This window comes from Thiomonas bhubaneswarensis (assembly GCF_001418255.1).
In the GTDB taxonomy this organism is placed as follows: Bacteria; Pseudomonadota; Gammaproteobacteria; order Burkholderiales; family Burkholderiaceae_C; genus Thiomonas; species Thiomonas bhubaneswarensis.
Map to the genome: position 1 here is coordinate 129,274 of NZ_LIPV01000010.1, position 21,711 is coordinate 150,984.

Sequence of the window (21,711 nt, forward strand, 5' to 3'; positions counted from 1 at the left end):
CTCACCCCCCGATCGCCTCGGCCGGATCGACCTTGAGCGCCATGCGGATGGCAATCAGGCTGGCCAGCGCGCAGATGACGATGACGGCGGCCAAGCCCTTGAGCGAGTCGTCCGGCAGCAGCAGCACATACTTCGGAAAGATCGGCGCCGCAAAGGTGGCGGTGATCTTGCCCACGGCAAAGCCGATCAGGCCGAGCGCGAGCGCCTGCTGCATGATCATGGCGGCGATGGTGCGGTTGCGCGTACCGATGAGCTTGAGCACCGCGATCTCGCGGATCTTGTCCATGGTCAGGGTGTAGATGATGAAGGCGACGATGGCCGCGCTGACCATGGCCAGGATGACCATGAACATGCCGATCTGCTTGGCCGCGGTGGCGATGAGCTTGTTGACCAGGATGTCTTCCATCTGCGCGCGGGTGAACACCGTGAGCCGCTTCCAGCGCCGGATGGGTTCAGCTACTTCGTTGGCGGTAGTGCCGGGCTTGATGCGCACCAGCACGGCGTTGACATAGTTGTTGCTGCTTTGCGAGGCGATCACCGCGTCGAGCAGACCCGGCACGCCGGGGCGGTTGAAGGCCGGATTTTCGGCGGTGCGGCGGCGCTGTTGCAGGATGGCCTCGTTGTCCTTGAGGAACTGCGCCTGCTGCGCGTCCTTGAGCGGGATGAACACCATCGGGTCGCCGTTGGACGACACCATGCGCCGGGTCAGACCGACCACGGTGTAGCGGTTGCGCCGGATCTGCAGGGTGTCGCCCAGGCGAAAGCCGCTAGCGATGTCAGCCACGGCCTCGTAGTGGCTGCGGGTGATCTGGCGCCCGGCTACCAGATAGGGCGGCCAGCCCGCCGTGCCGTGGCCGTCGGCGGAAACGCCCACCACCATGGCGCGCACGTCGCGCTGCTGGCTGCGGTTGACCGCGCGCACCTGCATGGTCAGGTAGGTGACATTGGCGGCGCTGGCCACGCCCGGCATGGCGGCGATGCCGCGCCAGGTATCGTCATACAGGCTGGACGACTCGGCGTACGGCCCTTGCGTGTCCTTCTGCACCACCCACAGGTCGGCGCCGCTGTTGTCCAGCAGCACCATGGCATCGTCGATCATGCCGCGATAGACCCCGGCCATGGTCAGGGTCACGCCGATCAGCAGGCCCAGACCGATGCCGGTGAAGACGAACTTGCCCCAGGCGTGCAGGATGTCGCGGCCGGCCAGGCTGATCACGGTGTCACTCCGGGAATGCGGTCGACGATGCTGAAGCGGCTGCCCGCGCGCAGGCTGCGCTGGCTATAGACCACCACGTGTTCACCCGCCTTCACGCCCTCGACCTGGACATGGCCTTCGAGGTCGCTGCCCAGCACTTTGACGGGCACGAACTCCAGCTTGTCCGCGTGGATGCGCCACACGCCGAGCTTGCCGTCCACATGCTGTAGGCTGGCGTTGGGCAGGGTCGGGCGCGCAGGCAGGGCGGGCAGGCTCACTGTCACCTCGGCCAGTTCGCCCAGCGGCGGCAGGGGCTGCGGCACTTGAGCGAAGCGCACCTTCGCCAGAGTTTCCTCGGTGACGGCGTCGGCCAGCGGCTCCACGCGCAGCACGCTGCCGGCCAGGGTCTGACCCGAGCGCGAGCGCAGCACGATGCGCGCCGCCTCGCCTGCGACCAGGCCGCTGGCGCTGAGCTGGTCGAAGCGGGTGTCGATCCACAGGCTGTTCGGGTCGATCATCTCGATCACCGGCGCCCCGGCGACCACGGTGGTGCCGGGGTCGGCGTCGCGGGCGGTGATCAGGCCATCCGCCGGGGCGATGAGCTTGAGATTGCCGCGCTGCGCGCCCACGCCCTGGGCATCCGCCTGGGCGCGTTTGACGGCGTCGCGGGCGGCGGCCAGCGCGGTATCGGCCACGCGCAGCTCCTGGCGCTTCACATCGGCCACCTCCTTGCTGGTGCCATGCACGGCGAGCAGTTGCTCGTAGCGTTCGGCCTGGCTGGCGGCGAAGTCGCGCTGCGCCTGCGCCTGCTGCAACTGCGCCTGCGCGCTGCGCATCGCCGCATCGAGCGCGGTCTGGCGCTGGCCGAGATCGACCGGATCCATCTCACCCAGCAGCTGGCCGGCCTTGACCTGGTCGCCCACATGCACGTTCAGCCGCAACACCCGCCCGGCCACGGTCGGGCCGATGCTGTAGGTGTAGCGCGCCTGCACGGTGCCGATGCCGAACAGAGCCGGTTGCAGGGCGCGGCTTTCCACTTTGGCTATAGTGACCGGCACCGGAGCCAGCGGCCCCGAGCGCAGCGCCACGTAGCCGAGCAAGATCAGAATGGGCACCAGTACGGCAAGCAGCAGCAGGGTGCGGCGGTTCATTGCGGAAAACGTCATGGCTGGCTCCGAATGCAGCGACGGTACAGCGCGAACACTCCAGGTGCCGCGCTGCGAATGTGTTGGGGTTTGCCGGTCAGCAGGGTCTGCATCACCAGGCCCTGGATGGCGCCGATGAACATCGCGGCGGCGGCGTCGGCGGTGATGTCTGAACTCAGTTCGCCGCGCTGCTGGCCCGTGGTAATGAGCAGGCGCAGGCGCTTGCCGTAGGCCGAGAGCAGGCTGCGAGCGACGCGTTTGGCGGCGGTGTCCTCGGCGCGCTGCAGTTCACCGAACAGCATGCGCGGCACCCCCGGATGCTCGGCAACGAAGTCACAGTGCGTGAGGAACACCGCTTCCAGGGCGTCGAGGGCATCGCTGTGCGTGCCCATGGCGGCGTCCACCCGCGCCATCAGCCGGGCCGCTACCCAGTCCATCACCGCCTCCCACAGCGCCTCCTTGCTGGGAAAGTGGCGGAACAGCGCGCCTTGCGTCAGCCCCATGTGGCGGGCAATGGCGCTGGTGGTGATGTCGCCGGGATTGTGCTCGGCAGCCAGCGCGATCACCGCTTCGACCGTGACCTCGCGGCGCACGTCGGCGGGTAGATGTAGGGAATGCGTATCCATTGAGTCCTGTAAAGTAAGTAATTGAATACTAACTTCAGTGTGACGAGCTTGCAAGTAAGAGTGAACGGATGCAGCGGCGCTGCATCCGTTCACTGAAGTCAGTGCGCGCCGACGACGACGGCCCAGCCGAAGGGGATCAGCAAGGCGAGTCCACGGATCAGATGCCGGAGCGTGTTCATCACCATGCAAGCTGGTGTTGTGGCGTCACGTCGGGGCAGGATGGCATGGGAGCGGACGCGGGCCAAATCCGGCTCACGTCCGTTCCTCTGAGGTCAGACGCTACCTCTCTCCTGCGGACTGTTGACAATGGCGTCGAACTCGGCCTGGGTGATGTACTGCGGCACGTAGGTCACACCCAGCGTGGCCAGCTGGGACACGAAGGCGCGCAAATGGTTGCGCGAGCCCTTCAGTAGATTGCTGTACACCAGTTTCACATCCGGATTGTCGGTCTGGGCAATGCGTTCGTTCAGATCCTTGATGTCCAGATCCTCGATCGTGGCGCCGACCTGCAAAGCCGCCTGCAGCGAACTCTGGCCCTGGCTCATGAGGGCATTGAACATGGTCTGCAGTTCGGCATCGACGAACACGCCTGTGGCGGTATGGGACGCCGGGTCGGGCAGTTTGTAGCGCGAGATCAGCGTGCCGACGGCGTCCATGTGCTGCTGTTCACTCGCGGCAATGTTCGAGAAGATGGGCTGGCCCCACTGGGTGTAGAGCAGTTGGTACACATCGCGGGCGAGCTTTTCTTCTTCGCGCATGATGACAATGCCAGCGGACTCGGTGGCGTCGAGGGTGCGGGTGCTGGCGCCCGTGGGGCGGCCGCCGTTTCCGGCAAACGCCGCGCTGACCAGCAGGATGCCGACCAAGGTGACCGTAGTCTTGGAGAGGATGGAAGGAAATAGGGTCATGGGATTTCCAGGTGGATGGGGAAGACGGGGTCAGACGCTACCGGTTTCCATCGGGCTGTTGACGATGGCGTCGAACTCGGCTTGGGTGATGTACTGCGGCGTGTAGGTGACTCCCTGCTTGGTCAACTGCGAAATGAAGGAACGCATGTGGTTGCGCGAGCCCTTCATCAGTTCGCCAAACACCAGGGCGATGTCGGCGTTGTCCGTGGCGGCGATACGCTGTTCGAGGTCGAGGATGTCGAGATCCTCGATGGTCGCGCCGACCGTGAGCGCACCGATCAGCGAGGTCTGACCTTGCGCCATCAGGGTGTTGAACATCTGCTGCAGCGCCGGGTCGGCGAACACACCCGTTGCGGTATTGGCCGCCGGATCGGGCAGGTTGTAGCGCGTCAGCAGCAGGGCGACGGCGTCCATGTGCTGCTGTTCGCTGGCGGCGATGTTGTTGAACACTTTTTGCCCCCACTGCGCATAAAGCAGTTGGTACACATCGCGGGCGAGTTTTTCCTCTTCGCGCATGAACACCAGCGCCTGCGCTTCGGTATCGGACAGCGTGGACGGAGGCGTCGCGTCGAGCTGCGCGCTCAGCGCGGCGAGTGCGGTGGCGGAGGCTGCGTCCGTGGTCGCGGGCGCTGCGGCGACGGAGGTATCTCCGCCGCCGCAGCCACCCAGGGCCAGCAGCGCAGCCCCGAGGGCAGAGCCCAGGAAGAGTCGGCGTTGCATGGTTTGGTCCTTAGGGAGATCAGTTCGTCGGAGCGACGGCAGTCGTCGGCGTGGTGGAGTGCAGGGACGGGTCTTGCACGCGGTCACGCTGTTGCAGCTTCTGGCCCTGCGCGCTGCCCTGGCCTGCGCCCTGGCCGCCGTTCTGGTGCATATTGCGGTGCTGGTATTGATGCTGCTGCATCTGGCCCGTGCCGGTGCCCGCACCGGCGGGCATGCCACCACCCATGCCGCCACCGCCCATGCCTGCGGCGAAGACGGAACCCGCGGCTGTCATGGCGACTGCGGCAAGAGCGAGACGAAGAGATTTGCTGTGTTTCATGATGAACTCCTAGAGATGAAGAGGAATCAGCGTCGACCACGCCCACTGCCATGTCCGCCTGGCTGTCCGCCGCCCGCAGCGCCCGCACCGCCTGCAGCTGCCCCTGCCGCAGCGGGGCGTGCGGGCGAGCCTGCAGACAGTCCGGCGGCCGCTGCGGCACGCTCCATGCGGCGTTCGTAGCCCGTACCGAAAGGCGAGTCCTGTGCGCCATGGTTCTGCCCGCCGCCCTGCAACTCCTGGAACGCCGGGGCAATGCCCGTGGCCACCGGGGGCTGCACCTGACGCAGGGGTGCCGCAGCGCCGCTCTCGATCTGCCGTGCCTGATCGTTCGCCACCTGACGGGACGACTCGAACAGCGCGCCTTTGCCAAGAGTCGGCGTCTGCGCGCAGGCCAGCCCCATGCTCGCCAGAAGCGGAACGAGGCTGGCTGACGCGACAATGCGACGGAACAGGGCAGGGCGGCAGGACATGGTGAAGCGGACAAGGCAGTGGTCGTGGTCGATGCCGACATGTTTCGCCACGAGGGTTTCGCCGGGATGTCCTGCCACATCCCCAGGGTTGCGCTGCGTGACGCTTTGTTTCAGCGCATTTCCGGATGCGCGCAACCCGCCGCGCCACGCCTAGACTTCGACCCATGCAACCCACGCCAACACCCCACAATCCGCGCATCCTCGTGGTCGATGACGATCCCGAGCTGCGCGCCATGCTGCGCGACTATCTCGTGGGCAACGGCTACGAGGTCGATCTGGCCGCTCATGGCGAGGCCATGCGTGAAAGCCTGGCGCGCGCCAGGCCACAGGCCGTCATCCTCGACATCATGTTGCCCGGCGAAGACGGCCTTGCCTTGGCGCGCGAGCTGCGCCGCGATGGCGATCTGCCCATCCTGATGCTGTCGGCGCGCGGCGACGAGATCGACCGCGTCATCGGCCTCGAAGTCGGTGCCGACGACTACCTGCCCAAGCCCTTCAGTCCGCGCGAGCTGCTCGCGCGCCTGCGTGCCCTGCTGCGGCGGGCGCCATCGGGCGCTCTCGCGGAGCCGCAGCAGCGCACAGATGCCGCCGCGCAGGGTGTGAAACGGTTCGGCCCCTTCGTGATCGACGCCCCGGGCTTTCGCCTGCTGCGCGACGGACGCGACGTGGGCCTGAGCGTCGCCGAGTTCACCTTGCTGCAAGTCATGGCTGAGCACCCCAACCGGGTGCTCAGCCGCGATCAACTGATCGACTGGCTCAAGGGCTACGAGCGCGACGCCTTTGACCGCAGCATCGACGTGCGCGTCACCCGTCTGCGCCGCAAGATCGAGCCCGACGCGGCTCACCCCGTCTACATTCGCACCATCCGCGGGCAGGGTTATCTGTTCAACCCTGCGGGTGCCGAAATCTGAGCCGCCTCTGGCCGCAATGCGCCGCGATCCCCGTCTGATCGACACCTGGCTGCGCACGCCCAGCCTGCGTCGGCAGACGGTGCGCGCCATGCTGGTGCTGGTGCTGGGGCTCGAATGCGCCTTTGCCACGGTGGCGCTGCTGTTCGTGCTTCAACCCATGGCGCAGCGGTCGGCGCACGATCTCGCCGGGCTGATGGTGCTGTCGGCAAATACCTGGGCCGAACTTCCTCCTGGAACGCGCCCGGCCTTCGAGCGCGAACTGCAGCAGCACTATCGGCTCAGCCTTCAGCCCGGCATGGCCGCCCCAGCGGATCAAGGGCTGATCCACGGCTTTTACATCGGCTACCTGGAGAGCGCCTTGCGGCAGCGTCTGGGCCATGCGGTCTATTTCGACAAGCGCGTCGATGCGCAGGGGCATGTCTGGCTGTGGACCAGCATTCCCGCAGGCGGGCGCGACATCGGCGTGGGGGTGGACAACAGCCGCATCCAGACCCAGCCTCTGCGCGCGCTGCTGCTCGGCCTGCTGTTGACCCTGCCCATAGCCATCGTGCTTGCGCTGTGGTGGGCAAGGCGCATCACCCGCCCGGTGGAGGCCATGGAACGGGCTGCGGCCAAGCTAGCGCGCGGCGACGTGCCGCAGCGCCTGCCCGAAGGCGGTTCGCGCGAACTCGCGCGGCTGACGGCGCATTTCAACCAGATGGCGCAGCGCATCGATGACCTGCTGCAGGCGCGCACTGTTCTTTTGGCCGGCGTGTCGCACGACCTGCGCACGCCGCTGGCGCGCATCCGCCTGGCGCTCGAACTGCAGCGCATGCAACCCAGCGATGCCCGGCTCGATCAGATCGAACGCGACGTATTGGCGATGGACCGCCTGATCGGCGACGTGCTGCAACTGGCGCGCGGGCTGCAGATGCAGGCGCCGCAAGAACTCGAACTGCTGCCCTGGCTTGAACAACGCCGCCAGGAGCATGCAGACTGGGCGCAGGCGCAGGGCTGCACGCTCGACGTGCAATGCCCTGCCGATCTGCACGCCTGGGTGGATGTCAGCGCGCTGCAACGCGTGGTGGACAACCTGCTGGGCAATGCGGTTCGTCATGCGCCAGGCTCCATCACCCTGCGGGCCGAGCCTGCGCCCGAACAGGGTTGGGTGCGTCTGTCGATTGACGACCGCGGCCCGGGTATTGCGGCCGACCAGCTTCAAGCCGTGTTCGAGCCCTTTGTGCGTCTGGACAAGGCGCGTACCCCGGGGGCGGGGTCGGGTCTGGGCCTGGCCATCGTGCGCCAACTGGCACAGCAGCATGGCTGGCCGACAGGCTTGCAGGCGCGTGAGGGCGGTGGCTTGCAGGCCTGGGTCGACGTGCCTGAAAAGCCGTCAGCCTGAGCACCAGTGCAGGCGCGAAGCGCCGCCTCAGGGAACATCAGGGCTCAATGCCATCTCGCTTGCGGGCAGCCCGCTTGCGCTTGCGCGCCCGCCACAAGGTCCAGATCACCAGCGCAATGGCGATGCCGCCATAGATGTAGAGAAGAAGATCGACATGGGTGGCAAACCAGCTTGCGTTCATTCGAAGCGTTTCCTGCATGGGGAAAATTCGTTCACACCCTATCATGCTGATTACGGCGACCCGCGGTTTTTCGGCGCTGCCCACGCAGCCGCTGACGGCAGCCGGGTACTGCGGCTGATGCCGGGCTCGACGAATACGCCTCCACTTGCTCCATGTCCTTACGCGCGCTCAACCTGCCGACGCTGCTCACCTGGGCGCGCGTGGCGGCCATTCCCCTCATCGTCGGGGTGTACTTCCTGCCCGCGGGCTGGATGACGCTGCCCGAGCGCAATCTCACCGCGACCGTTTTGTTCATTCTGAGCGCCATCACCGACTGGCTCGACGGCTATCTGGCGCGCAAGTGGAATCAGACCTCGTCGTTCGGCGCCTTTCTCGACCCTGTGGCCGACAAGCTGATGGTGACTGCGGCCCTGCTCATCCTGCTGCAGCTCGGTCGCATCGACGCCCTGGTGGCGCTGATCATCATCGGCCGCGAAATCGCCATTTCGGCCCTGCGTGAGTGGATGGCGCAAATCGGCCAGTCTCGCCGCGTGGCGGTGAGCTACATCGGCAAGGTGAAGACGGCGGTGCAGATGGTCGCCATACCCTTCCTCTTGTTCGACGGCGTGCTGTTCGGGGTCATCGACACGGTGTGGATCGGTCAATGGCTGATCTGGGTGGCGGCCGTGCTCACGCTCTGGTCCATGCTCTATTACTTCCGCATCGCCCTGGCCGGCATGAAACTGGTATGAAACGGCCCCCTTGCTCGCTGCGCGCGTTCCCCCCGAGGGGGCGTCAGTTCCTTCGGAACGGCCGTGCGGAACTGACGTGAGCGCGGCAGCGGCGGTGTCTGCGCCCGTGCTCAAGCGGGTGATGCCCTGGGTGTTCGTGCTGATCTGGAGCACCGGCTTCATCGTGGCTCGGTATGGCATGCCGTATTCGCCTCCGCTGAAATTTCTCAGTCTGCGCTACGCCTTCTCGCTCGCGGTTCTGTTGCCTCTGGCCGCCTGGCTTCGCACGGAGTGGCCCAGTGGGCGCAGGCAATGGCTGCATCTCGCGGTGGTCGGGGCGCTGATGCAGGCGGGTTATCTCGGCGGTGTCTGGGCGGCGGTCAAACATGGCATTCCCGCGGGCACGGTGGCCTTGATCGTCGGGCTTCAGCCGCTTTTGACCGCGGTACTGGTTTCCGCCGGAGGCCAGCGCATTCACCTGCGTCAATGGCTGGGCCTGCTGCTGGGCTTCGGTGGGCTGGCGCTGGTGGTGCTGCACAAGCTCGACGGCGGCGAACTCAGCGTCCACAACCTGATGTTGTCGCTGCTGGCGCTGGGCAGCATCACGGCCGGTACGCTGTGGCAGAAGCGCTATGTCCGCCCGGTTGCGGTGTGGAGCGCGTTGACCGTACAGCTCGCCGCGGCCCTGCTGCTGAGCCTGCCGTTCGCACTGATCGAGTCGGAATCGGTGGTGTGGAACGGGCAGCTCATCGGTGCGCTGGCCTGGTCGGTACTGGCGCTGACGGTGGGAGCCGGTGCCTTGCTCTACCTGCTGATCCAGCGCGGCGCCGCGGTGCAGGTGACCAGCCTGATTTATTGGGTTCCCCCGGTGACCGCACTGATGGGGTGGGCCTTGTTTCACGAGACGCTCGGTCTGACGACCTGGGTGGGCATGGCGCTGGTGGCCGCCGGGGTGATGGCCGTGACGCGCTGGTCGCCCCCGGCTCGAGGCTGACCGTAGACAGGAGATGCAATGAAGAAAGCCGTGGATTCACCACCGTTGCGCATTGCCGTGATGGCGGGCGATGGCATCGGGCAGGAGGTCGTTCCCGAGGGGCTGCGGGTGCTCGACGCCGTATCGCGGCGCCTGGGCATCGCGCTCCAGTTCGATCATTTCGACTTTGCCTCGTGCACGTATTACGAGCGTCACGGCCAGATGCTGCCCGACGACTGGAAAGAGAGACTCGGCGGCCACGACGCGCTGTTTTTCGGCGCCGTCGGCTGGCCGAAGACCGTGCCCGACCATGTCTCGCTGTGGGGGTCGCTGCTGCAATTTCGGCGTGCTTTCGACCAATACGTTAACCTGCGTCCGGCCAGATTGATGCCGGGGGTGCGCTCACCCCTGGTCAAACGCGACGGCAGCCCTTATGCCGCCGGTGAAATCGACATGCTGATCGTGCGCGAAAACACCGAAGGCGAATACTCCAGCATCGGTGGGCGCATGTTTGCAGGCACCGAGCGCGAGATCGTCATGCAGGAGACGGTGATGAGCCGCCTCGGCGTGGATCGCGTGTTGCGATACGCCTTCGAGCTGGCGCGTCGCAGGCCGCGCAGACATCTCACCTCGGCGACCAAATCCAATGGCATCGCCATCACCATGCCGTTTTGGGACGAACGCGTCGAGGCCATCGCAGCCGAGTTTCCCGACGTGACGCGCGATCAGTTTCACATCGATATCCTGACCGCGCACTTTGTGCAACGTCCGCAGGCGTTCGACGTGGTGGTGGCGAGCAATCTCTTCGGTGACATCCTGTCCGACCTTGGCCCCGCCTGCTGCGGCACCATCGGCATCGCGCCTTCGGCCAACCTCAATCCGGAGCGCAAGTTCCCATCGCTGTTCGAGCCGGTACACGGCTCGGCGCCCGACATCGCGGGCAAGGGCATTGCCAATCCCATTGCGCAGATCTGGAGTGCGGCGCTGATGCTCGACTTTCTCGGCCGACGCGATGGCCACGATGCCATCTTGCGCGGGATCGAGACGGTGCTCGATCCCGCCTCCGGCGCACCCCGCACCCCCGATCTTGGTGGCAAGGCGACGACGGCCGATGTCGGGCGGGCCGTGGCAGAGTGCGTCGGATCGCTCGCGCTGCCGGGCCGATGAGGCGTGCCGCTGACAGACGTGGCTAGAATGCACGCTCTTTGGCGTGTACAACGCCATCACTGATATGCCGCATTGACAGGGGCAAATCGCCCCGGCTCTAATCAATCGATCGTCGCGACCGATCATCGCGCGCCCTGAGCAGGGCGCGATTTTTTGGCGCAGGGCGCGGCTTTGCGCCGTTATCCAGACTGAAGAGGGACACAAGTGAACAAGGCTGAACTGATTGAACACATGGCCAAAAACGCCGATCTCAACAAGGCCCAGGCTGGCCGCGCGCTCGACGCCCTGGTCGATGCCGTGCGACGCACCCTGAAGAAAGGCGACAGCGTCTCGCTGATCGGCTTTGGCACTTTTGCTGTCACCAAGCGTGCCGCGCGCACGGGTCGCAATCCGCGCACCGGCGCCGCCATCAAGATCAAGGCCGCCAAGATTCCGAAGTTCCGTCCGGGCAAGGGCCTGAAAGACGCCATCAAGTAAGAGTTGTCCAAGGCCCAAGCCCGCAGGCACGATCGTTCGGCTTGCAAGACCTGGGCCGCAATGGCAACGGCCGGGTGCTTAGCTCAGTTGGTAGAGCGGCGCCCTTACAAGGCGTAGGTCGGGGGTTCGAACCCCTCAGCACCCACCAACGGCTGTTGCGCAGGTCGATCATTCTTCACCTGTCTTTGATCCCTCTGTGAGTCGGCCTCACAGGGCACCCCTCTCCAAGCCTCGCCACCATGCTCGAATCCATACGCAAACACAGCAAGCTGATGCAAATCGTGCTGTTCGTGTTGATCTTTCCGTCCTTCGTGCTGTTTGGAATCCAGGGTTACTCTAGCTTTGAGGGAAATGCGGATGTGGCGGCCAAGGTCGGTGGCCAGAAGATCACCATGCAACAACTCGACGCGGCCAATCGCGAGGAGATCGCGCGCCTGCAAAGTATGTTGGGCAGCGCCGTGGACATCAAGCAACTCGATACCCCCGAACAGAAGCTGCGCACCTTGAACGGTCTGATCCGCCAGATCCTGCTGCAGCTCGAAGCGCGCCGCGAGCATCTCGCAGTGACCGATGCACAGGTGCAGCAGGCGATTCTGCAGATTCCGCAGATTGCGGCGCTGCGCAAGCCCGATGGCAGCTTCGATGTGCAGGCCTACCGCAGCCTGATCGCGGCGCAGGGCATGAATACCGCCCAGTTCGAAGCGCAAGTGCGCGAACAGCTCATCCTGCAGCAGGTGCTCGGAGGGCTGACCGGATCGGTAATCGACAGCAAGGCTCTGGCCGAGGCTGCTGCCAAGGCGGCGGCACAACAGCGCGAAGTGCGTCTGGCGCTGTTCAAGCCCGCCGACTACACGGCGCAGGTTCAGGTCACGCCGCAGCAGGTTGAGAGCTTTTACGAGGACAACAAGGCGAAGTTTCAGAAGCCCGCTCAAGTGGACATTCAGTATGTGGTGCTGAGCGCCAACACGCTGGCTGACCAGATTCAGGTGACGCCCGAGCAGATCAAGGCCTACTACGACGCCAACCTAGCCAAGTTTTCCACGCCAGCCGAGCGGCGTGCCAGCCACATCCTGATCACCGTGCCGAGCGACGCCACCCCCTCCCAGCAGGAGGCGGCCAAAGCCAAGGCCGAGGCCATCGCCAAGCAGGTCGAAGCGAATCCGTCCGATTTCGCTGCACTGGCCCGCAAGGATTCACAAGACCCTGGTTCCGCAGAGAAGGGCGGCGACCTCGGCTATTTCACCGCCGACGCGATGGTCAAGCCCTTTGCCGACGCCGTGTTCGGCATGAAGAAGATCGGCGACATCGTCGGGCCGATCAAGACCCAGTTCGGCTACCACATCATCGAGCTGACCGGCATCAAGCCAGGCAGCCAGCAGCCCTTCGACGCCGCCAAACCCGGCATCGAAAAGCTGATGCGGCAGGAGGCCGCGCAAAAGCAACTCGCCGCCGATGTCGAGACCTTCACCAATGCCGTCTATGAACACCCCGACAGCTTCAAGACCGTCGAAAACAAGCTCAAGCTGAAGGTGCAGACCGCCAACAACGTCACACGCACTCCTCAGCCACAGGCTCCTGGCAGCACCGATCCGCTGTCCAGCAAAGCTTTCCTCGACGCCCTGTTTGCCGAGAACAGCCTGCGCAACAAGCACAACATCCAGGCCGTGCAGATCGCGCCCAATGTCTGGGCTTCCGGCCGCGTGCTGTCGTACAGCCCGGCCCAAACCCTTCCCCTCGCCGAGGTGGAGAACCAGGCCAAGCAGATGCTCGTGGAGCAGCGCGCTGCCGAACTCGCGCGCAGCGCAGGGGAGCAGGCTCTCAAGTCGCCCACAACGCTGAAATTCGGGGCACCGATCACGCTGGATCAAACCCAACCCTCGCCAGATGTCCCGGCGGCCGTCGTCGCCAAAGCCTTCGGTCTTGGCACAGACAAGCTGCCGACTTTGGCGGGCGTGGATCTCGGGGCCGGTGGCTACGCTGTCTTGCAACTCGACAAAGTGACCGAAGGCAAAGCTCCCCCGGTACTCGTCAACGCGGCAGCTGGCGCCGAGCAGCAGCTTCTCACCCAGGGCATCATGGACGCCTACATCGAGGCGCTCAAGAAACGCTTCGGCGTGGAAATTTTCTACAAACCAAACGCCGAAGGCACCACCGCCGCAGGTTGAATGTGCGCTGGCTAAAGCTCTTCAAGCACACAAGGCGTTTCGTATAGAATGTTTGATTTTCTGCGGTGGCTGTAGCTCAGTTGGTAGAGTCCAGGATTGTGATTCCTGTCGTCGTGGGTTCGAGTCCCATCAGCCACCCCAAATAAATCAAGAACTTAGCCCAGCCTCACCCGCTGGGCTTTTTGTTGCCTGGCGTTCATGTAATGGCTGTGTAATGCGCGCACGGGAATGCCTGGCATCTCGGCAGGTTCGGCGGGCATGAAAAACCCGGCGCAATGGCCGGGCGGTGGTGTGGGTCATGCGCGAATGAAGGCGTTGGCGTCAAAGCCTCTTCAGAGCCTGGCGCTGCTCCCGCAGTAGCTCATGGATGTGGCGCAGTGCCTCGCGGCTGCGTGCGTCGAACAGGCCATGCACCAGGGCGTTACCCGACGATGCGGCCTTTCCCTCGGGCGTCTTTGGCCCGGTGGACTGCTCCCACGGTTTCCATCGCTGGATTGCTTCGCGCTGGCGTTGTCTTTGCTCGGGTGTCCAGTGTGCTCCACTCATTCGGTGCCTCCAGGCATGATTGTTCGTTTGCAGGCTTCGGTGAATCCTCCACGCGCGGCGTGCCGTTGTTCACCTGCTGCTGCTGCGCGATGTTCGCTTGCTTGACGAATGCCACGGCGCGCGGGTTCTTGATTTCGGCCAGCGCCTCGACCGTCGCTCGGCTTTGCGCTTGCGCCTTAAACGCCAAACGCAGGTAAGTCTCGGTCGCGTCCAGGTGCTCGCCCATGTTCAGCGCAGCCCGCCGCGCCAGTTCGGTGAACATGACATTCAAGGTCTGTGCCTGTGCCGACAGCATGCGCTCCAATGCTCCTAGCTCACCGCCTGATGCGTCCGCCGCTGCGGTCATCATGCGCTCGTGCATCGCCGTCAAATCGACCTCGACACCGTAGTCAACGGCAAACAGGTGCGATGCGAACGCCAGCGGTAATACGCCGTCCACGGTCAATTTACCGATGATTTCGCCGCGCGGGGCGTTCGGCTCATCCGCGCGAATTTTCACGGTGCGGCCTATGGGCGTTTTGTGTTTCGCGCTCATAGCAACGTCCCCCCATCGTCCAAAGGCTCCAGCGAGTCCATAGCGGCTCGCTGTTGCCTGGCCTGTGCAGTGCCCTTGCTGTGCTGCGCTTTAGGCTCTACGGCCTTGCGTTTGCGCTGCACGGCGTAGGTTGTCAGCACCGCATGCGCCACCATGTCCAGCACCGGGCGCGGCTCGCCATTCGCGGGTGTCCATACCTTCGGCGTGAGTTCACCGGCAAGCGATACCGGCTCGCCAGCAGACAGCGCCAGCAGCGCAGCGCATTCCGTGGCGTCGAAACAAATCACGTTCACGAAAACCGATTCAGTGCCCACCGCTGCCCGCACCTTGGCGGTTGCGTAGGGCTTGCCATTGCTGGCGGTTTTCCCCACCGCGGCGGCGTGCAGCGTGCCACCAATCAATGCGTCAATCATGTTCAATGCCTCCAATCTCGGGGAGCCATTCGGGCCGCGTGCGGATTCGTCGCCAATGCCTGCCCCCGAACCTTGGCCGTAGGGAATGGCATAGTTAACTTGTGTCCGTGAGGCGGTCTTGGCGAAGCGCCAAAAACGGCAGTTTCTGGACCGTGTGGCGGTCTTGCAGCGGTTTCGCTAGGACCGCTGGACGGTCTTGCAGCGGTGTTTCCAGGACCGCTGGACGGACAGCCGTTTTGTTTTTGCAGCGGCAGCAGGTAGGCGCCGGGGTGGTACTGCTGCGGCGAGATGTCCAGCCCGGCAAAGTCGGTCACGGCCAGCCAGGTCAGCGCGTAGAAGTGCGAGCCGTTGCGCAGGCCACCGTGTCGGGTCTGCACAATCAGCCGGTTGCGCAGCAACTCATCGCGGGCCGCGTTGATGCTGCTCACGCTGCCCCAGCCGCGTCCTGCAAGCCAGGACCGGGACAGCCGGATATGCCCGTTGTTCGCGCCGTTGTGCTGTCGCATGAGTTCCAACAGCAGCGCCTTTGCCATGTGCCCGCAGGACTGAAACGCGGCACTGTCCAGCACGCTATGCGGCAGCGGGACATAGCGGCCGGACACGGATTCAGTGGGTGCGTTGCGTCGCCTCTTAGCCATGCGCGGCACCTCCCATAGCGTCAATGTCGGCCGGGTCCAGCGAATACCTGGCGACTCCGCAATGCTTGCCGGTCCAGGGCTGGCCGTCCTCGGTCAACGTGCGAACGTGCCAGCCTCGGCGCTTGAGCGCATGGGCGTAGGCAGCAAGGCGCCAGGTGCGAGCCTCGCCAATGAACTCGGCATGGTTGAAGCTCGCGCCAGTCAGCAGCGCGGCCAGCAATTGGCCTTCCTTCGTTGCGTTGCTCGGCCACTCGGGAGAAAATGGCGGCCGTTCGAACAGTTCTTGCTGTGCTGCCTCGAACCGCCCCCGGCTGCAACCGGGGTTTTCCTTTTTGGGGGCGTCCATGTCAAGCCCCCTCGGTCAGCAGGCGGGCCACGTCTGCGATGGGCCACAGCAAGCGGCCTCCGACATTGCGCGGCCTCACGCCGCAGCAATGCCCGGCGATGCAAAAATTCTTGCGCGCAGTCTGCGGCGCGCGTCCCACGGTTCGGGCGAATTCGGCGGTTGTCAGGAAGTCCCGCCCCTGTGCGATGCGGGCCAGTTCGGGCGGCATGTTTTGCGTGTCCATCGGTTCCCCTCCTATGGGGTCGGTTGCGATGGTTTCGCAAGTTATGCGGCGTTTTCCGGTTCTCCGATAGCTGCGGGCGCTCGCGGGCGCTGGCGTCCGTTAGCGGGCGTTCGCGGCGCGGCTCATGCGCTTGCGTAGCGCGTCGAACCTGAAAAAATCCACCTCACCAGCGGGCGTTTGATACTTGATGCCTTCACCTTCGGCGAACCCAATAAACGGGGCCTTGCGCTCCTCGGCCCATCGCTGAAGCACGGCATAAACCGCGTGCGCATCGTTGGGGTTCGTCGCTTCGTGCTTGGCTGCTTCAATCTCTGCGTCCAGCGGTTGCGCTCTCTTGCCCTTCGTGTTGTGGCGCACCGTGCCCGGCCCTGCAATCGTTGCAACCTCACCCGCTGGCGCTGCTTGCGGTTCGGCCAGTAGCGCACTGCCCAGAAAGTCCGGCGCGCATTCTTTGGCCCAGGCTCGAAGCTCTGCCTTCGTCATGTAAAGCCCTTCGCGCCAGCCCGGCGGCAGCGGCTGGCCCTTCGGCCACAGCAACCCGCTCGGCGGCTGACGCAGCGGCAGCGCGTCGGCGTGCGCCTCGAACGCGCGCATGATTTGCCCCTCTGCGACAGTCCGTGCCGCGCTGTCCATACCGGGGTTGCGCTCGCGCAGTTCAGCAGCGAACCAGAAGGCCCACAGCGCGGGCGGAGCGCCGTTATCTGGTTCGGCTGCGATTGCTGCCAGTTGCTCGGTTATCGTGCCGTACTCGCGCACCCTGAAGTTTTCCGGCGGCACCGTGTAGCCCCTTGCCTCGCTTTGAATGCGTGCGGCCTCGCACATGACAACCCAGTTTTGGAACCCACCCGCTGCCCTGATGCGTTCGAATTGCTGGCACTGGGCTTCAATCTGCGCCTCGCTCCAGCCCGATGCGCGCAACGTTGCGATGGCTTCAGGCGTCGGGGCGTTGCGCTGTTCGGGTTGCTTGTCTGTCATGCTTGCGCTCCTCCTGCGCTGGCCTTCATTCACGGGCACCAGGCAGGCGGGCGAAGGTTCCCGCTTTTCTCCCCGTCGAGGTAGCCTGGCGCTGAACTGTCATGCCTCGATGCGCACCACGGCGCGGCCTCCCACGGCTTGCGCGTAGCGTTGCACCGTGCGCAGCGACGGCGGGCGACGACCACTTTCCAGGCGGGCGACCACGCTTTGGGTCGTGCCCATCCGCTGCGCGACCTCGGCCTGTGACAGCCCGGCGCGGGCGCGTGCGGCGGTTAGCTCGTGCGCGATGGCGAATTCATCGGCCAGGGCGTCGTATTCGGCCTTCACCGCGGGAGCGGCCAGTAGCTCGGCCTTCATCTGTTTCAGGGACTTCATCGCATGGCCTCCAGGCGTTTGCGCGCGGTCTCGATGGCGGCGCGCGGGGTTGTCTGCGTCTTTTTCACGAACACATGCAGCACGGTCAGGGTGCGGCCGTGCTGGGCGACGTAGACCGCGCGGGCGATGCCGTCCCGACCCTGCGCCCGCATCTCCCATAGCTTGTCCTCCAACGGGCGAACATGGGGCATCCCGACGCGCTGCGGCCCAAAGGTCTCCAGCATGTCGGCCACCCGCAGCAAGCGCGCCTGCATGTCCGCCGGAAGCGCCCGCAGCTCGGGCTCGGATGCGGGGTGTAGCTGCACTGTCCATGTTTACATGTTATCGCCTTATTGCTATGCCTGCACCACGCGCAACCCTGGCGCGGCTTGCTCGAAACTCACCCCGGCCTGCTCCAGAATCCACGCCTCGATGCGTTCATGGTGAACCCGCAGCAAGTCGAGCGGGCGCACCTTGTAATGCCGTTCGGCTGTGGCGCTGGGCTTGTGCCCCATGATTTGCGCCACTACACCGGCGGGAATTTCCAGCCATTCGGTGAGTGTCGAGAAACTGCGGCGCAGGCCGTGCAGTGTCAGGCCCTCGATTCCGGCGGCAGTGCAGGCGCGGGCGTGCGGCGTGTTCGGTTTGGCAATCTGCCCGCTGGCGCTGCTCGGGCTCGAAAACACCCAGGCATTGCGCCGCGGCAGTAGCGCCAGCAAGTGCGCCACAAAAGGCGTCAGCGGAATCATGCGCTCGCCCTCCACCTTGTCCCGTATCACGATGCTGCGCCACTGCGTGCCCACATCCTCCCAGCGCAGGGTGAGCACTTCACCAAGCCGGGCACCCGTCAGCAGCATGACTTGTAGCGCGGCGGCAATCGTCGGATTTTGAATCTGGCGCACATGGGCGAACCAGGCGGGCAGTTGCTCGCGGGTGAGCACGTCCGATTTCCTGCCGGGCTTACCCAGGGCTTCGCGGGTGCGGCGTGTCTTGGCGGGGTTCGGCGTCCGCACGATGCCCGCATACTGCGGCTGTTCTGCGCACCAGGTGAGAAACACCCCCAGCAGTCGCCATGCAAGCCGAGCCGATGCCGGGCGCGTCTGGCCTTCACGCTGCGCCCATGCCTCGATACTGGCGGCGTCCAGCTTTGCCAGCGCCAGCGGCATGAACTCAGCCAGCGGGCCGGGCTGTGTTTTTCTGCCTGCCTGGCCCCTGGCGTTGGAATCAGCGCCACCAGGCCGGGCCTTGTCGATATGGTCGCGCAAGTGCAGCGCGCTCCAGTGCGGGCGGCGTTCCTCAACATAGGCGGCCCATGCTTCGCCCACCGTCAGGCTTTCCCGCTGGCGCTGGGTTTGCTCCTGCACTTTGGCGGCGGCTTTGGCCTGCTCCAGTTCGCGGCGCTTCTCGGTCGGGTTTGTGCCGCTGTCCACCAGCACTTTCAGCCGGGCGGCTTCCTTGCGGGCCGCGTCGAGTGTCCAGGCGGCAGGCGTGCCAATTGTCACGCGAACAGCGCCAGCGCCTAGCCAGCCTTGGAATACATAGGCGCGGGCACCGGCTGCCGTCACGCGAAGCCCCAGGCCGGGCTGTCTGGCGTCCCAAAAAATGGCCTGTTGCTTGCCCGGCGGGCATGCGAACTCCGCCACCCGTCCCGCTGTGAAGTTCTCGCGTTTGCCCATGTCCCAGCCCTCCAAATCGGCCCGTGTAATGGCCGTGTAATGAAATTTTAGGCATTTTCGGGAATACATGGCAACGCTTCGATGCGTCGAAGCATGCGTAAGTGCTTGTTTTTTATTGAAACGGCTATGCGCGTCAACACTGCGGAATGCCGTTCTGTCAGGATTGTGATTCCTGTCGTCGTGGGTTCGAGTCCCATCAGCCACCCCAAAGATTTCTTCTGAACTTGCGCGGACTTACCAACGTCGCGCTGCGTTGATTCTGCTCCGAGTTCTGGCACTTGTTCCAGATTTGAGACAGAAACCCGGTCGGCCCAGGCGGCCAGATGACCGGGGCTCAGGTGGGTGTAACGCTCCACCATCGCCAGACTGGCCCATCCCCCAAGTTCTTTCAGCACCATTGCAGGTGTACCCGCCATCGTGTGCCAACTTGCCCAAGTGTGGCGCAGATCGTGGAACCGTAGCTCGGGCACTCCCGCCCTGACGCATGCCTTGCGCCAGGCGTGATTGCAGATCTTCCCAGTGGGCGCATCGGCCGTTTTCGTGTCGCGGCGATAGACCGGGAACACCCAGCGCCGGTGCTGGTCTCGTTGCTCGTGGAGAACGTCCAAGGCGTCGGCGTTCAGCGGGACCGGAATGTTCTTACCGGCCTTGGCCTGATCCGCATGAATCCAGGCCGTACGGCGTTCCATGTCGACCTGAGTCCAGGTCAGCATGCGCACGTTGGTTTCACGCAGGCCTGTTGACAGGGCGAAGCGGGCCATCTGGCGCAGATGCGTGGGCAGCTCGGCCAGCAGTATGCTCGCCTGCTCAGGGGTGAGCCAGGTCATGCGCTTGGCAGGCTGCGGCTGCTTGGTGATCGGCGGCACACGGTCGATCCATCCCCGCTTGTGCGCGTAGTGCAGGATTTTGGACAGCTCGGCCATGTGCAGGTTGACGGTGCCGGCGGCTGCGGGCTTGGGGGTAGGCGGTTTCTCGCCTGCGGCGATGGCATGCTCGATGGCGCGCCGGTTCACCGGACAGTCGCGGCGTGCGGCCATGATCTGCCGCACGCGCTGTGCGTCGATGTCCTTGAGCGCCACCCCCTGCAGACCGCCCTGGTAGGTTAACCAGGTCAGCTTGAGCTTGATGTCCTCGATGGAGCGCCGATGCCCGAACTCCTGCAGCCATGCCAAGACGGCGGCATCCCAGGTTACGGACGGGGCTTGTCCGAGCCGCTTGACCCGCCAGAGGTCACTCGCAACCTGGGCGGCATATTCCTTCGCCTGCGCTCTTTCTGTGGCGCCAGCGCTTCGCTTAATGCGCTCGCCATCGACGGTGATGTCGATGTACCAAGTAAGGCTCTGTCCACGCCGATAGACGCGCATGAGGCGTTCTCCTGCTTTTTCCCGTTGAGATATTGTGTGCGTACCCATTCGATCACGTCATCGTCGATCAACGTGTAGCTGCGCCCCAGCTTTGCCGCCGGCAGGCCGTGGTGGCGGATGTGGTTCACCACGGTTTCGGGGCAGATGTGCAGCATTTCGGCTGCCTGGATCAAGGTGAGCGTGTTAGCCATGGGTTGCCCCGGTGTTTGAATGCCCCGAAAACGCGGCAGAATCGTCTTGGGCGGCCTTTCGAGTCGTTGGTGACGCCGATGTCGTGGAACGATGAATCAACCCCGTCAGAAGGCCGCCTTTCGCCTTTGGCCTTCCGCGTATGGAGCCAGCGACGATGCGCGGTCGGTTTTCCTCGTCGCCAGCAACAGTGCCAGTTCCAGCAACGGATGCCTGATCGCCATCGTGCTGTCGGCCAAAAGCCAGAGCACCGGCAGGTGCGGGGCATGCTGCGGTGACCAGCCCCGGTAGGGGCGGGTGTCCTGCGGGGAGCAGGTGTGCCTGAATGGCGGGCTCCGGCAAGGAGTCTGCCATTTCAGGTCTAAAGAGACCTGAAATACCTAAAGGGACTGGGCGGGTGTGGCACAAATCGGGCGGCTGTGGCACGCGATTGGGCGGCTGTGGCACGCGCCGCACCCTGTCGCCGTCGATTTCGATCCCAATTTCTCTCAGGCCGGCCGCGTCGGAGCGCAAGCGGCGCCGCGCATTTCTCATATCTTGGTCGTTTAGCGCGCCAGCAGTCGCTTCGATCACGGTGTCGATCTTCCATCCGCCGTTGGGTTGTCTGTCGACGCTATGGGTGATCAGGAGACGCGCCACGGCTTGGCTGACGCCGTGTTCCAAGCGGGCGATGGGCGTCGGATCGTAGTTCAGCACCTTGTCCAGGCGCATGATCTCCGCCCATGCCTTGCCCAGCCATACGACCCATAGCCTGCGTGGCTCTCCAGTGAAGGGATCGGGTAATGTCCCCGGGCGTGGTGTAAGTCTTTGAAGCGGTGAGCTGCGAAGGGCGTAGCCCGGAGCAGCTCACCGCGCGCCGGTCGTCCCTGGTGATGGGGGTGGCCATCGTGAAGTCCGGATAAGGTTGAGGTGCGAACCCACCAACTTTGTCTGAAGGAAACCACGATGACCCACGCCCCTATCGCATTGACCGAGCTCGCTGAGAAGGGGGCCGATGTCGACGTGCTGCGCCAGATGGTGCAGTTCATGGCCCAGCGCCTCATGGAACTCGACGTCGAGGGGCGCTGCGGCGCCGGCTACGACGAGAAGAGCGCCGCCCGGCTC

General features: G+C 64.7%; 27 protein-coding genes, 2 tRNA genes and 1 pseudogene. 10 read left to right on the forward strand and 20 right to left on the reverse strand.

The annotated features are described in order from the left end of the window. Position 1 precedes the first annotated feature (1 nt). The 7 genes from ASC45_RS13330 to ASC45_RS13360 form a co-directional block, all read right to left on the reverse strand. Positions 2 to 1,216 (reverse strand): ABC transporter permease, encoded by a 1,215-nt coding sequence (locus ASC45_RS13330; RefSeq protein ID WP_055451519.1) that lies wholly within the window; start codon positions 1,214 to 1,216, stop codon positions 2 to 4. Next, positions 1,213 to 2,361 (reverse strand): efflux RND transporter periplasmic adaptor subunit, encoded by a 1,149-nt coding sequence (locus ASC45_RS13335; RefSeq protein WP_055451520.1) that lies wholly within the window; start codon positions 2,359 to 2,361, stop codon positions 1,213 to 1,215. Before ASC45_RS13335 ends, ASC45_RS13330 begins: the two co-directional genes overlap by 4 nt. Next, complete coding sequence (locus tag ASC45_RS13340; RefSeq protein WP_055451521.1) at positions 2,358 to 2,966, reverse strand: TetR/AcrR family transcriptional regulator; 609 nt, start codon at positions 2,964 to 2,966, stop codon at positions 2,358 to 2,360. Before ASC45_RS13340 ends, ASC45_RS13335 begins: the two co-directional genes overlap by 4 nt. A gap of 272 nt (positions 2,967 to 3,238) precedes the next feature. Further along, positions 3,239 to 3,874: a DUF2202 domain-containing protein gene (locus ASC45_RS13345; RefSeq protein WP_055451522.1), complete on the reverse strand. Its 636-nt coding sequence runs from the start codon at positions 3,872 to 3,874 to the stop codon at positions 3,239 to 3,241. 30 nt (positions 3,875 to 3,904) lie between these two features. Beyond that, on the reverse strand, positions 3,905 to 4,594 hold the full coding sequence (locus ASC45_RS13350) for a DUF2202 domain-containing protein (protein WP_055451523.1): 690 nt from the start codon (positions 4,592 to 4,594) through the stop codon (positions 3,905 to 3,907). Between the two features lie 19 nt (positions 4,595 to 4,613). Beyond that, positions 4,614 to 4,913: a hypothetical protein gene (locus tag ASC45_RS13355; protein WP_055451524.1), complete on the reverse strand. Its 300-nt coding sequence runs from the start codon at positions 4,911 to 4,913 to the stop codon at positions 4,614 to 4,616. A 26-nt stretch (positions 4,914 to 4,939) separates the two neighbouring features. Further along, positions 4,940 to 5,383 carry a hypothetical protein gene (locus ASC45_RS13360; protein ID WP_141655797.1) on the reverse strand — a complete coding sequence of 148 codons (444 nt, stop codon included), beginning with the start codon at positions 5,381 to 5,383 and terminating at the stop codon, positions 4,940 to 4,942. Positions 5,384 to 5,547: 164 nt separating this feature from the next. Between ASC45_RS13360 and ASC45_RS13365 the strand changes: the two genes are divergently transcribed. Then, positions 5,548 to 6,294 (forward strand): response regulator, encoded by a 747-nt coding sequence (locus tag ASC45_RS13365; RefSeq protein ID WP_055451526.1) that lies wholly within the window; start codon positions 5,548 to 5,550, stop codon positions 6,292 to 6,294. 16 nt (positions 6,295 to 6,310) lie between these two features. Continuing rightward, on the forward strand, positions 6,311 to 7,675 hold the full coding sequence (locus tag ASC45_RS13370) for an ATP-binding protein (protein WP_055451527.1): 1,365 nt from the start codon (positions 6,311 to 6,313) through the stop codon (positions 7,673 to 7,675). A gap of 37 nt (positions 7,676 to 7,712) precedes the next feature. Here the strand turns inward: ASC45_RS13370 and ASC45_RS15885 are convergent, their stop codons facing one another. Beyond that, positions 7,713 to 7,856 (reverse strand): hypothetical protein, encoded by a 144-nt coding sequence (locus ASC45_RS15885; protein WP_167344857.1) that lies wholly within the window; start codon positions 7,854 to 7,856, stop codon positions 7,713 to 7,715. Between the two features lie 152 nt (positions 7,857 to 8,008). On the opposite strand from ASC45_RS15885, the gene pgsA reads away from it, so the two are divergent. From pgsA to ASC45_RS13405, 7 genes are all read left to right on the forward strand, one after another. After that, positions 8,009 to 8,587 (forward strand): CDP-diacylglycerol--glycerol-3-phosphate 3-phosphatidyltransferase, encoded by a 579-nt coding sequence (pgsA, locus tag ASC45_RS13375; protein ID WP_055451528.1) that lies wholly within the window; start codon positions 8,009 to 8,011, stop codon positions 8,585 to 8,587. Positions 8,588 to 8,708: 121 nt separating this feature from the next. Beyond that, positions 8,709 to 9,560, forward strand: a complete 852-nt coding sequence (locus tag ASC45_RS13380) for a DMT family transporter (RefSeq protein ID WP_425427636.1) — start codon at positions 8,709 to 8,711, stop codon at positions 9,558 to 9,560. Positions 9,561 to 9,578: 18 nt separating this feature from the next. Next, a complete protein-coding gene (locus ASC45_RS13385; RefSeq protein ID WP_055451530.1) occupies positions 9,579 to 10,706 on the forward strand; it encodes a tartrate dehydrogenase in 1,128 nt (375 codons plus the stop codon). A 204-nt stretch (positions 10,707 to 10,910) separates the two neighbouring features. After that, positions 10,911 to 11,183 (forward strand): HU family DNA-binding protein, encoded by a 273-nt coding sequence (locus ASC45_RS13390; protein ID WP_055451531.1) that lies wholly within the window; start codon positions 10,911 to 10,913, stop codon positions 11,181 to 11,183. A 72-nt stretch (positions 11,184 to 11,255) separates the two neighbouring features. Continuing rightward, a tRNA-Val gene (locus ASC45_RS13395) sits at positions 11,256 to 11,331 on the forward strand. 91 nt (positions 11,332 to 11,422) lie between these two features. Then, positions 11,423 to 13,348 (forward strand): SurA N-terminal domain-containing protein, encoded by a 1,926-nt coding sequence (locus ASC45_RS13400; RefSeq protein WP_055451532.1) that lies wholly within the window; start codon positions 11,423 to 11,425, stop codon positions 13,346 to 13,348. A gap of 65 nt (positions 13,349 to 13,413) precedes the next feature. Next, positions 13,414 to 13,489, forward strand: a tRNA-His gene (locus tag ASC45_RS13405). Between the two features lie 280 nt (positions 13,490 to 13,769). On the opposite strand, the gene ASC45_RS15780 is transcribed toward ASC45_RS13405, so the two are convergent. The 12 genes from ASC45_RS15780 to ASC45_RS15790 all read right to left on the reverse strand — a co-directional run bounded on the left by ASC45_RS15780 (position 13,770) and on the right by ASC45_RS15790 (position 21,318). After that, entirely contained in the window at positions 13,770 to 14,429 is a 660-nt protein-coding gene (locus ASC45_RS15780; protein ID WP_055451533.1) for a hypothetical protein, read from the reverse strand. Next, on the reverse strand, positions 14,426 to 14,842 hold the full coding sequence (locus ASC45_RS13415) for a hypothetical protein (RefSeq protein WP_055451534.1): 417 nt from the start codon (positions 14,840 to 14,842) through the stop codon (positions 14,426 to 14,428). The genes ASC45_RS15780 and ASC45_RS13415 overlap by 4 nt, the downstream gene beginning before the upstream one ends. A 2-nt stretch (positions 14,843 to 14,844) precedes the next feature. Further along, on the reverse strand, positions 14,845 to 15,480 hold the full coding sequence (locus ASC45_RS15785; protein ID WP_141655798.1) for a hypothetical protein: 636 nt from the start codon (positions 15,478 to 15,480) through the stop codon (positions 14,845 to 14,847). Further along, complete coding sequence (locus tag ASC45_RS13420; RefSeq protein ID WP_055451535.1) at positions 15,473 to 15,826, reverse strand: helix-turn-helix domain-containing protein; 354 nt, start codon at positions 15,824 to 15,826, stop codon at positions 15,473 to 15,475. The genes ASC45_RS15785 and ASC45_RS13420 overlap by 8 nt, the downstream gene beginning before the upstream one ends. Before the next feature lies 1 nt (position 15,827). Beyond that, positions 15,828 to 16,049, reverse strand: coding sequence for a hypothetical protein (locus ASC45_RS13425; protein WP_055451536.1), 222 nt, complete (start codon positions 16,047 to 16,049; stop codon positions 15,828 to 15,830). Positions 16,050 to 16,148: 99 nt separating this feature from the next. Continuing rightward, positions 16,149 to 17,024: a hypothetical protein gene (locus tag ASC45_RS13430; RefSeq protein WP_055451537.1), complete on the reverse strand. Its 876-nt coding sequence runs from the start codon at positions 17,022 to 17,024 to the stop codon at positions 16,149 to 16,151. A 99-nt stretch (positions 17,025 to 17,123) separates the two neighbouring features. Next, positions 17,124 to 17,399 (reverse strand): helix-turn-helix domain-containing protein, encoded by a 276-nt coding sequence (locus tag ASC45_RS13435; RefSeq protein ID WP_055451538.1) that lies wholly within the window; start codon positions 17,397 to 17,399, stop codon positions 17,124 to 17,126. Then, the gene (locus ASC45_RS13440) at positions 17,396 to 17,704 is read right to left on the reverse strand and encodes a type II toxin-antitoxin system RelE/ParE family toxin (protein WP_055451539.1); all 309 of its coding nucleotides are present in this window, start codon (positions 17,702 to 17,704) and stop codon (positions 17,396 to 17,398) included. Before ASC45_RS13440 ends, ASC45_RS13435 begins: the two co-directional genes overlap by 4 nt. Before the next feature lie 30 nt (positions 17,705 to 17,734). Next, a complete protein-coding gene (locus ASC45_RS13445) occupies positions 17,735 to 19,054 on the reverse strand; it encodes a tyrosine-type recombinase/integrase (RefSeq protein ID WP_055451540.1) in 1,320 nt (439 codons plus the stop codon). A 47-nt stretch (positions 19,055 to 19,101) separates the two neighbouring features. Further along, complete coding sequence (locus ASC45_RS13450) at positions 19,102 to 20,226, reverse strand: tyrosine-type recombinase/integrase (protein ID WP_072243073.1); 1,125 nt, start codon at positions 20,224 to 20,226, stop codon at positions 19,102 to 19,104. A 17-nt stretch (positions 20,227 to 20,243) separates the two neighbouring features. Next, the gene (locus ASC45_RS15605; protein ID WP_072243074.1) at positions 20,244 to 20,609 is read right to left on the reverse strand and encodes a helix-turn-helix domain-containing protein; all 366 of its coding nucleotides are present in this window, start codon (positions 20,607 to 20,609) and stop codon (positions 20,244 to 20,246) included. Beyond that, entirely contained in the window at positions 20,602 to 21,318 is a 717-nt protein-coding gene (locus tag ASC45_RS15790; RefSeq protein ID WP_141655799.1) for a hypothetical protein, read from the reverse strand. Before ASC45_RS15790 ends, ASC45_RS15605 begins: the two co-directional genes overlap by 8 nt. A gap of 234 nt (positions 21,319 to 21,552) precedes the next feature. On the opposite strand from ASC45_RS15790, the pseudogene ASC45_RS16080 reads away from it, so the two are divergent. Further along, positions 21,553 to 21,711 (forward strand): annotated as a pseudogene (locus tag ASC45_RS16080) (IS256 family transposase); the annotation flags it as partial.

Coding starts and splice junctions, on each gene's coding strand:
- ASC45_RS13335 (WP_055451520.1), bottom strand. CDS start 2,361: ATGACGTTTTCCGCAATGAACCGCCGCACCCTGCTGCTGCTTGCCGTA.
- ASC45_RS13420 (WP_055451535.1), bottom strand. CDS start 15,826: ATGGACGCCCCCAAAAAGGAAAACCCCGGTTGCAGCCGGGGGCGGTTC.
- ASC45_RS13425 (WP_055451536.1), bottom strand. CDS start 16,049: ATGGACACGCAAAACATGCCGCCCGAACTGGCCCGCATCGCACAGGGG.
- ASC45_RS13340 (WP_055451521.1), bottom strand. CDS start 2,966: ATGGATACGCATTCCCTACATCTACCCGCCGACGTGCGCCGCGAGGTC.
- ASC45_RS13365 (WP_055451526.1), top strand. CDS start 5,548: ATGCAACCCACGCCAACACCCCACAATCCGCGCATCCTCGTGGTCGAT.
- ASC45_RS13380 (WP_425427636.1), top strand. CDS start 8,709: ATGCCCTGGGTGTTCGTGCTGATCTGGAGCACCGGCTTCATCGTGGCT.
- ASC45_RS13400 (WP_055451532.1), top strand. CDS start 11,423: ATGCTCGAATCCATACGCAAACACAGCAAGCTGATGCAAATCGTGCTG.
- ASC45_RS13370 (WP_055451527.1), top strand. CDS start 6,311: ATGCGCCGCGATCCCCGTCTGATCGACACCTGGCTGCGCACGCCCAGC.
- ASC45_RS13360 (WP_141655797.1), bottom strand. CDS start 5,383: ATGTCCTGCCGCCCTGCCCTGTTCCGTCGCATTGTCGCGTCAGCCAGC.
- ASC45_RS13430 (WP_055451537.1), bottom strand. CDS start 17,024: ATGACAGACAAGCAACCCGAACAGCGCAACGCCCCGACGCCTGAAGCC.
- ASC45_RS15605 (WP_072243074.1), bottom strand. CDS start 20,609: ATGGCTAACACGCTCACCTTGATCCAGGCAGCCGAAATGCTGCACATC.
- ASC45_RS13415 (WP_055451534.1), bottom strand. CDS start 14,842: ATGATTGACGCATTGATTGGTGGCACGCTGCACGCCGCCGCGGTGGGG.
- ASC45_RS13445 (WP_055451540.1), bottom strand. CDS start 19,054: ATGGGCAAACGCGAGAACTTCACAGCGGGACGGGTGGCGGAGTTCGCA.
- ASC45_RS13345 (WP_055451522.1), bottom strand. CDS start 3,874: ATGACCCTATTTCCTTCCATCCTCTCCAAGACTACGGTCACCTTGGTC.
- ASC45_RS15785 (WP_141655798.1), bottom strand. CDS start 15,480: ATGGCTAAGAGGCGACGCAACGCACCCACTGAATCCGTGTCCGGCCGC.
- ASC45_RS13435 (WP_055451538.1), bottom strand. CDS start 17,399: ATGAAGTCCCTGAAACAGATGAAGGCCGAGCTACTGGCCGCTCCCGCG.
- ASC45_RS15885 (WP_167344857.1), bottom strand. CDS start 7,856: ATGAACGCAAGCTGGTTTGCCACCCATGTCGATCTTCTTCTCTACATC.
- ASC45_RS13350 (WP_055451523.1), bottom strand. CDS start 4,594: ATGCAACGCCGACTCTTCCTGGGCTCTGCCCTCGGGGCTGCGCTGCTG.
- ASC45_RS15790 (WP_141655799.1), bottom strand. CDS start 21,318: ATGCGCCTGGACAAGGTGCTGAACTACGATCCGACGCCCATCGCCCGC.
- pgsA (WP_055451528.1), top strand. CDS start 8,009: ATGTCCTTACGCGCGCTCAACCTGCCGACGCTGCTCACCTGGGCGCGC.
- ASC45_RS15780 (WP_055451533.1), bottom strand. CDS start 14,429: ATGAGCGCGAAACACAAAACGCCCATAGGCCGCACCGTGAAAATTCGC.
- ASC45_RS13385 (WP_055451530.1), top strand. CDS start 9,579: ATGAAGAAAGCCGTGGATTCACCACCGTTGCGCATTGCCGTGATGGCG.
- ASC45_RS13355 (WP_055451524.1), bottom strand. CDS start 4,913: ATGAAACACAGCAAATCTCTTCGTCTCGCTCTTGCCGCAGTCGCCATG.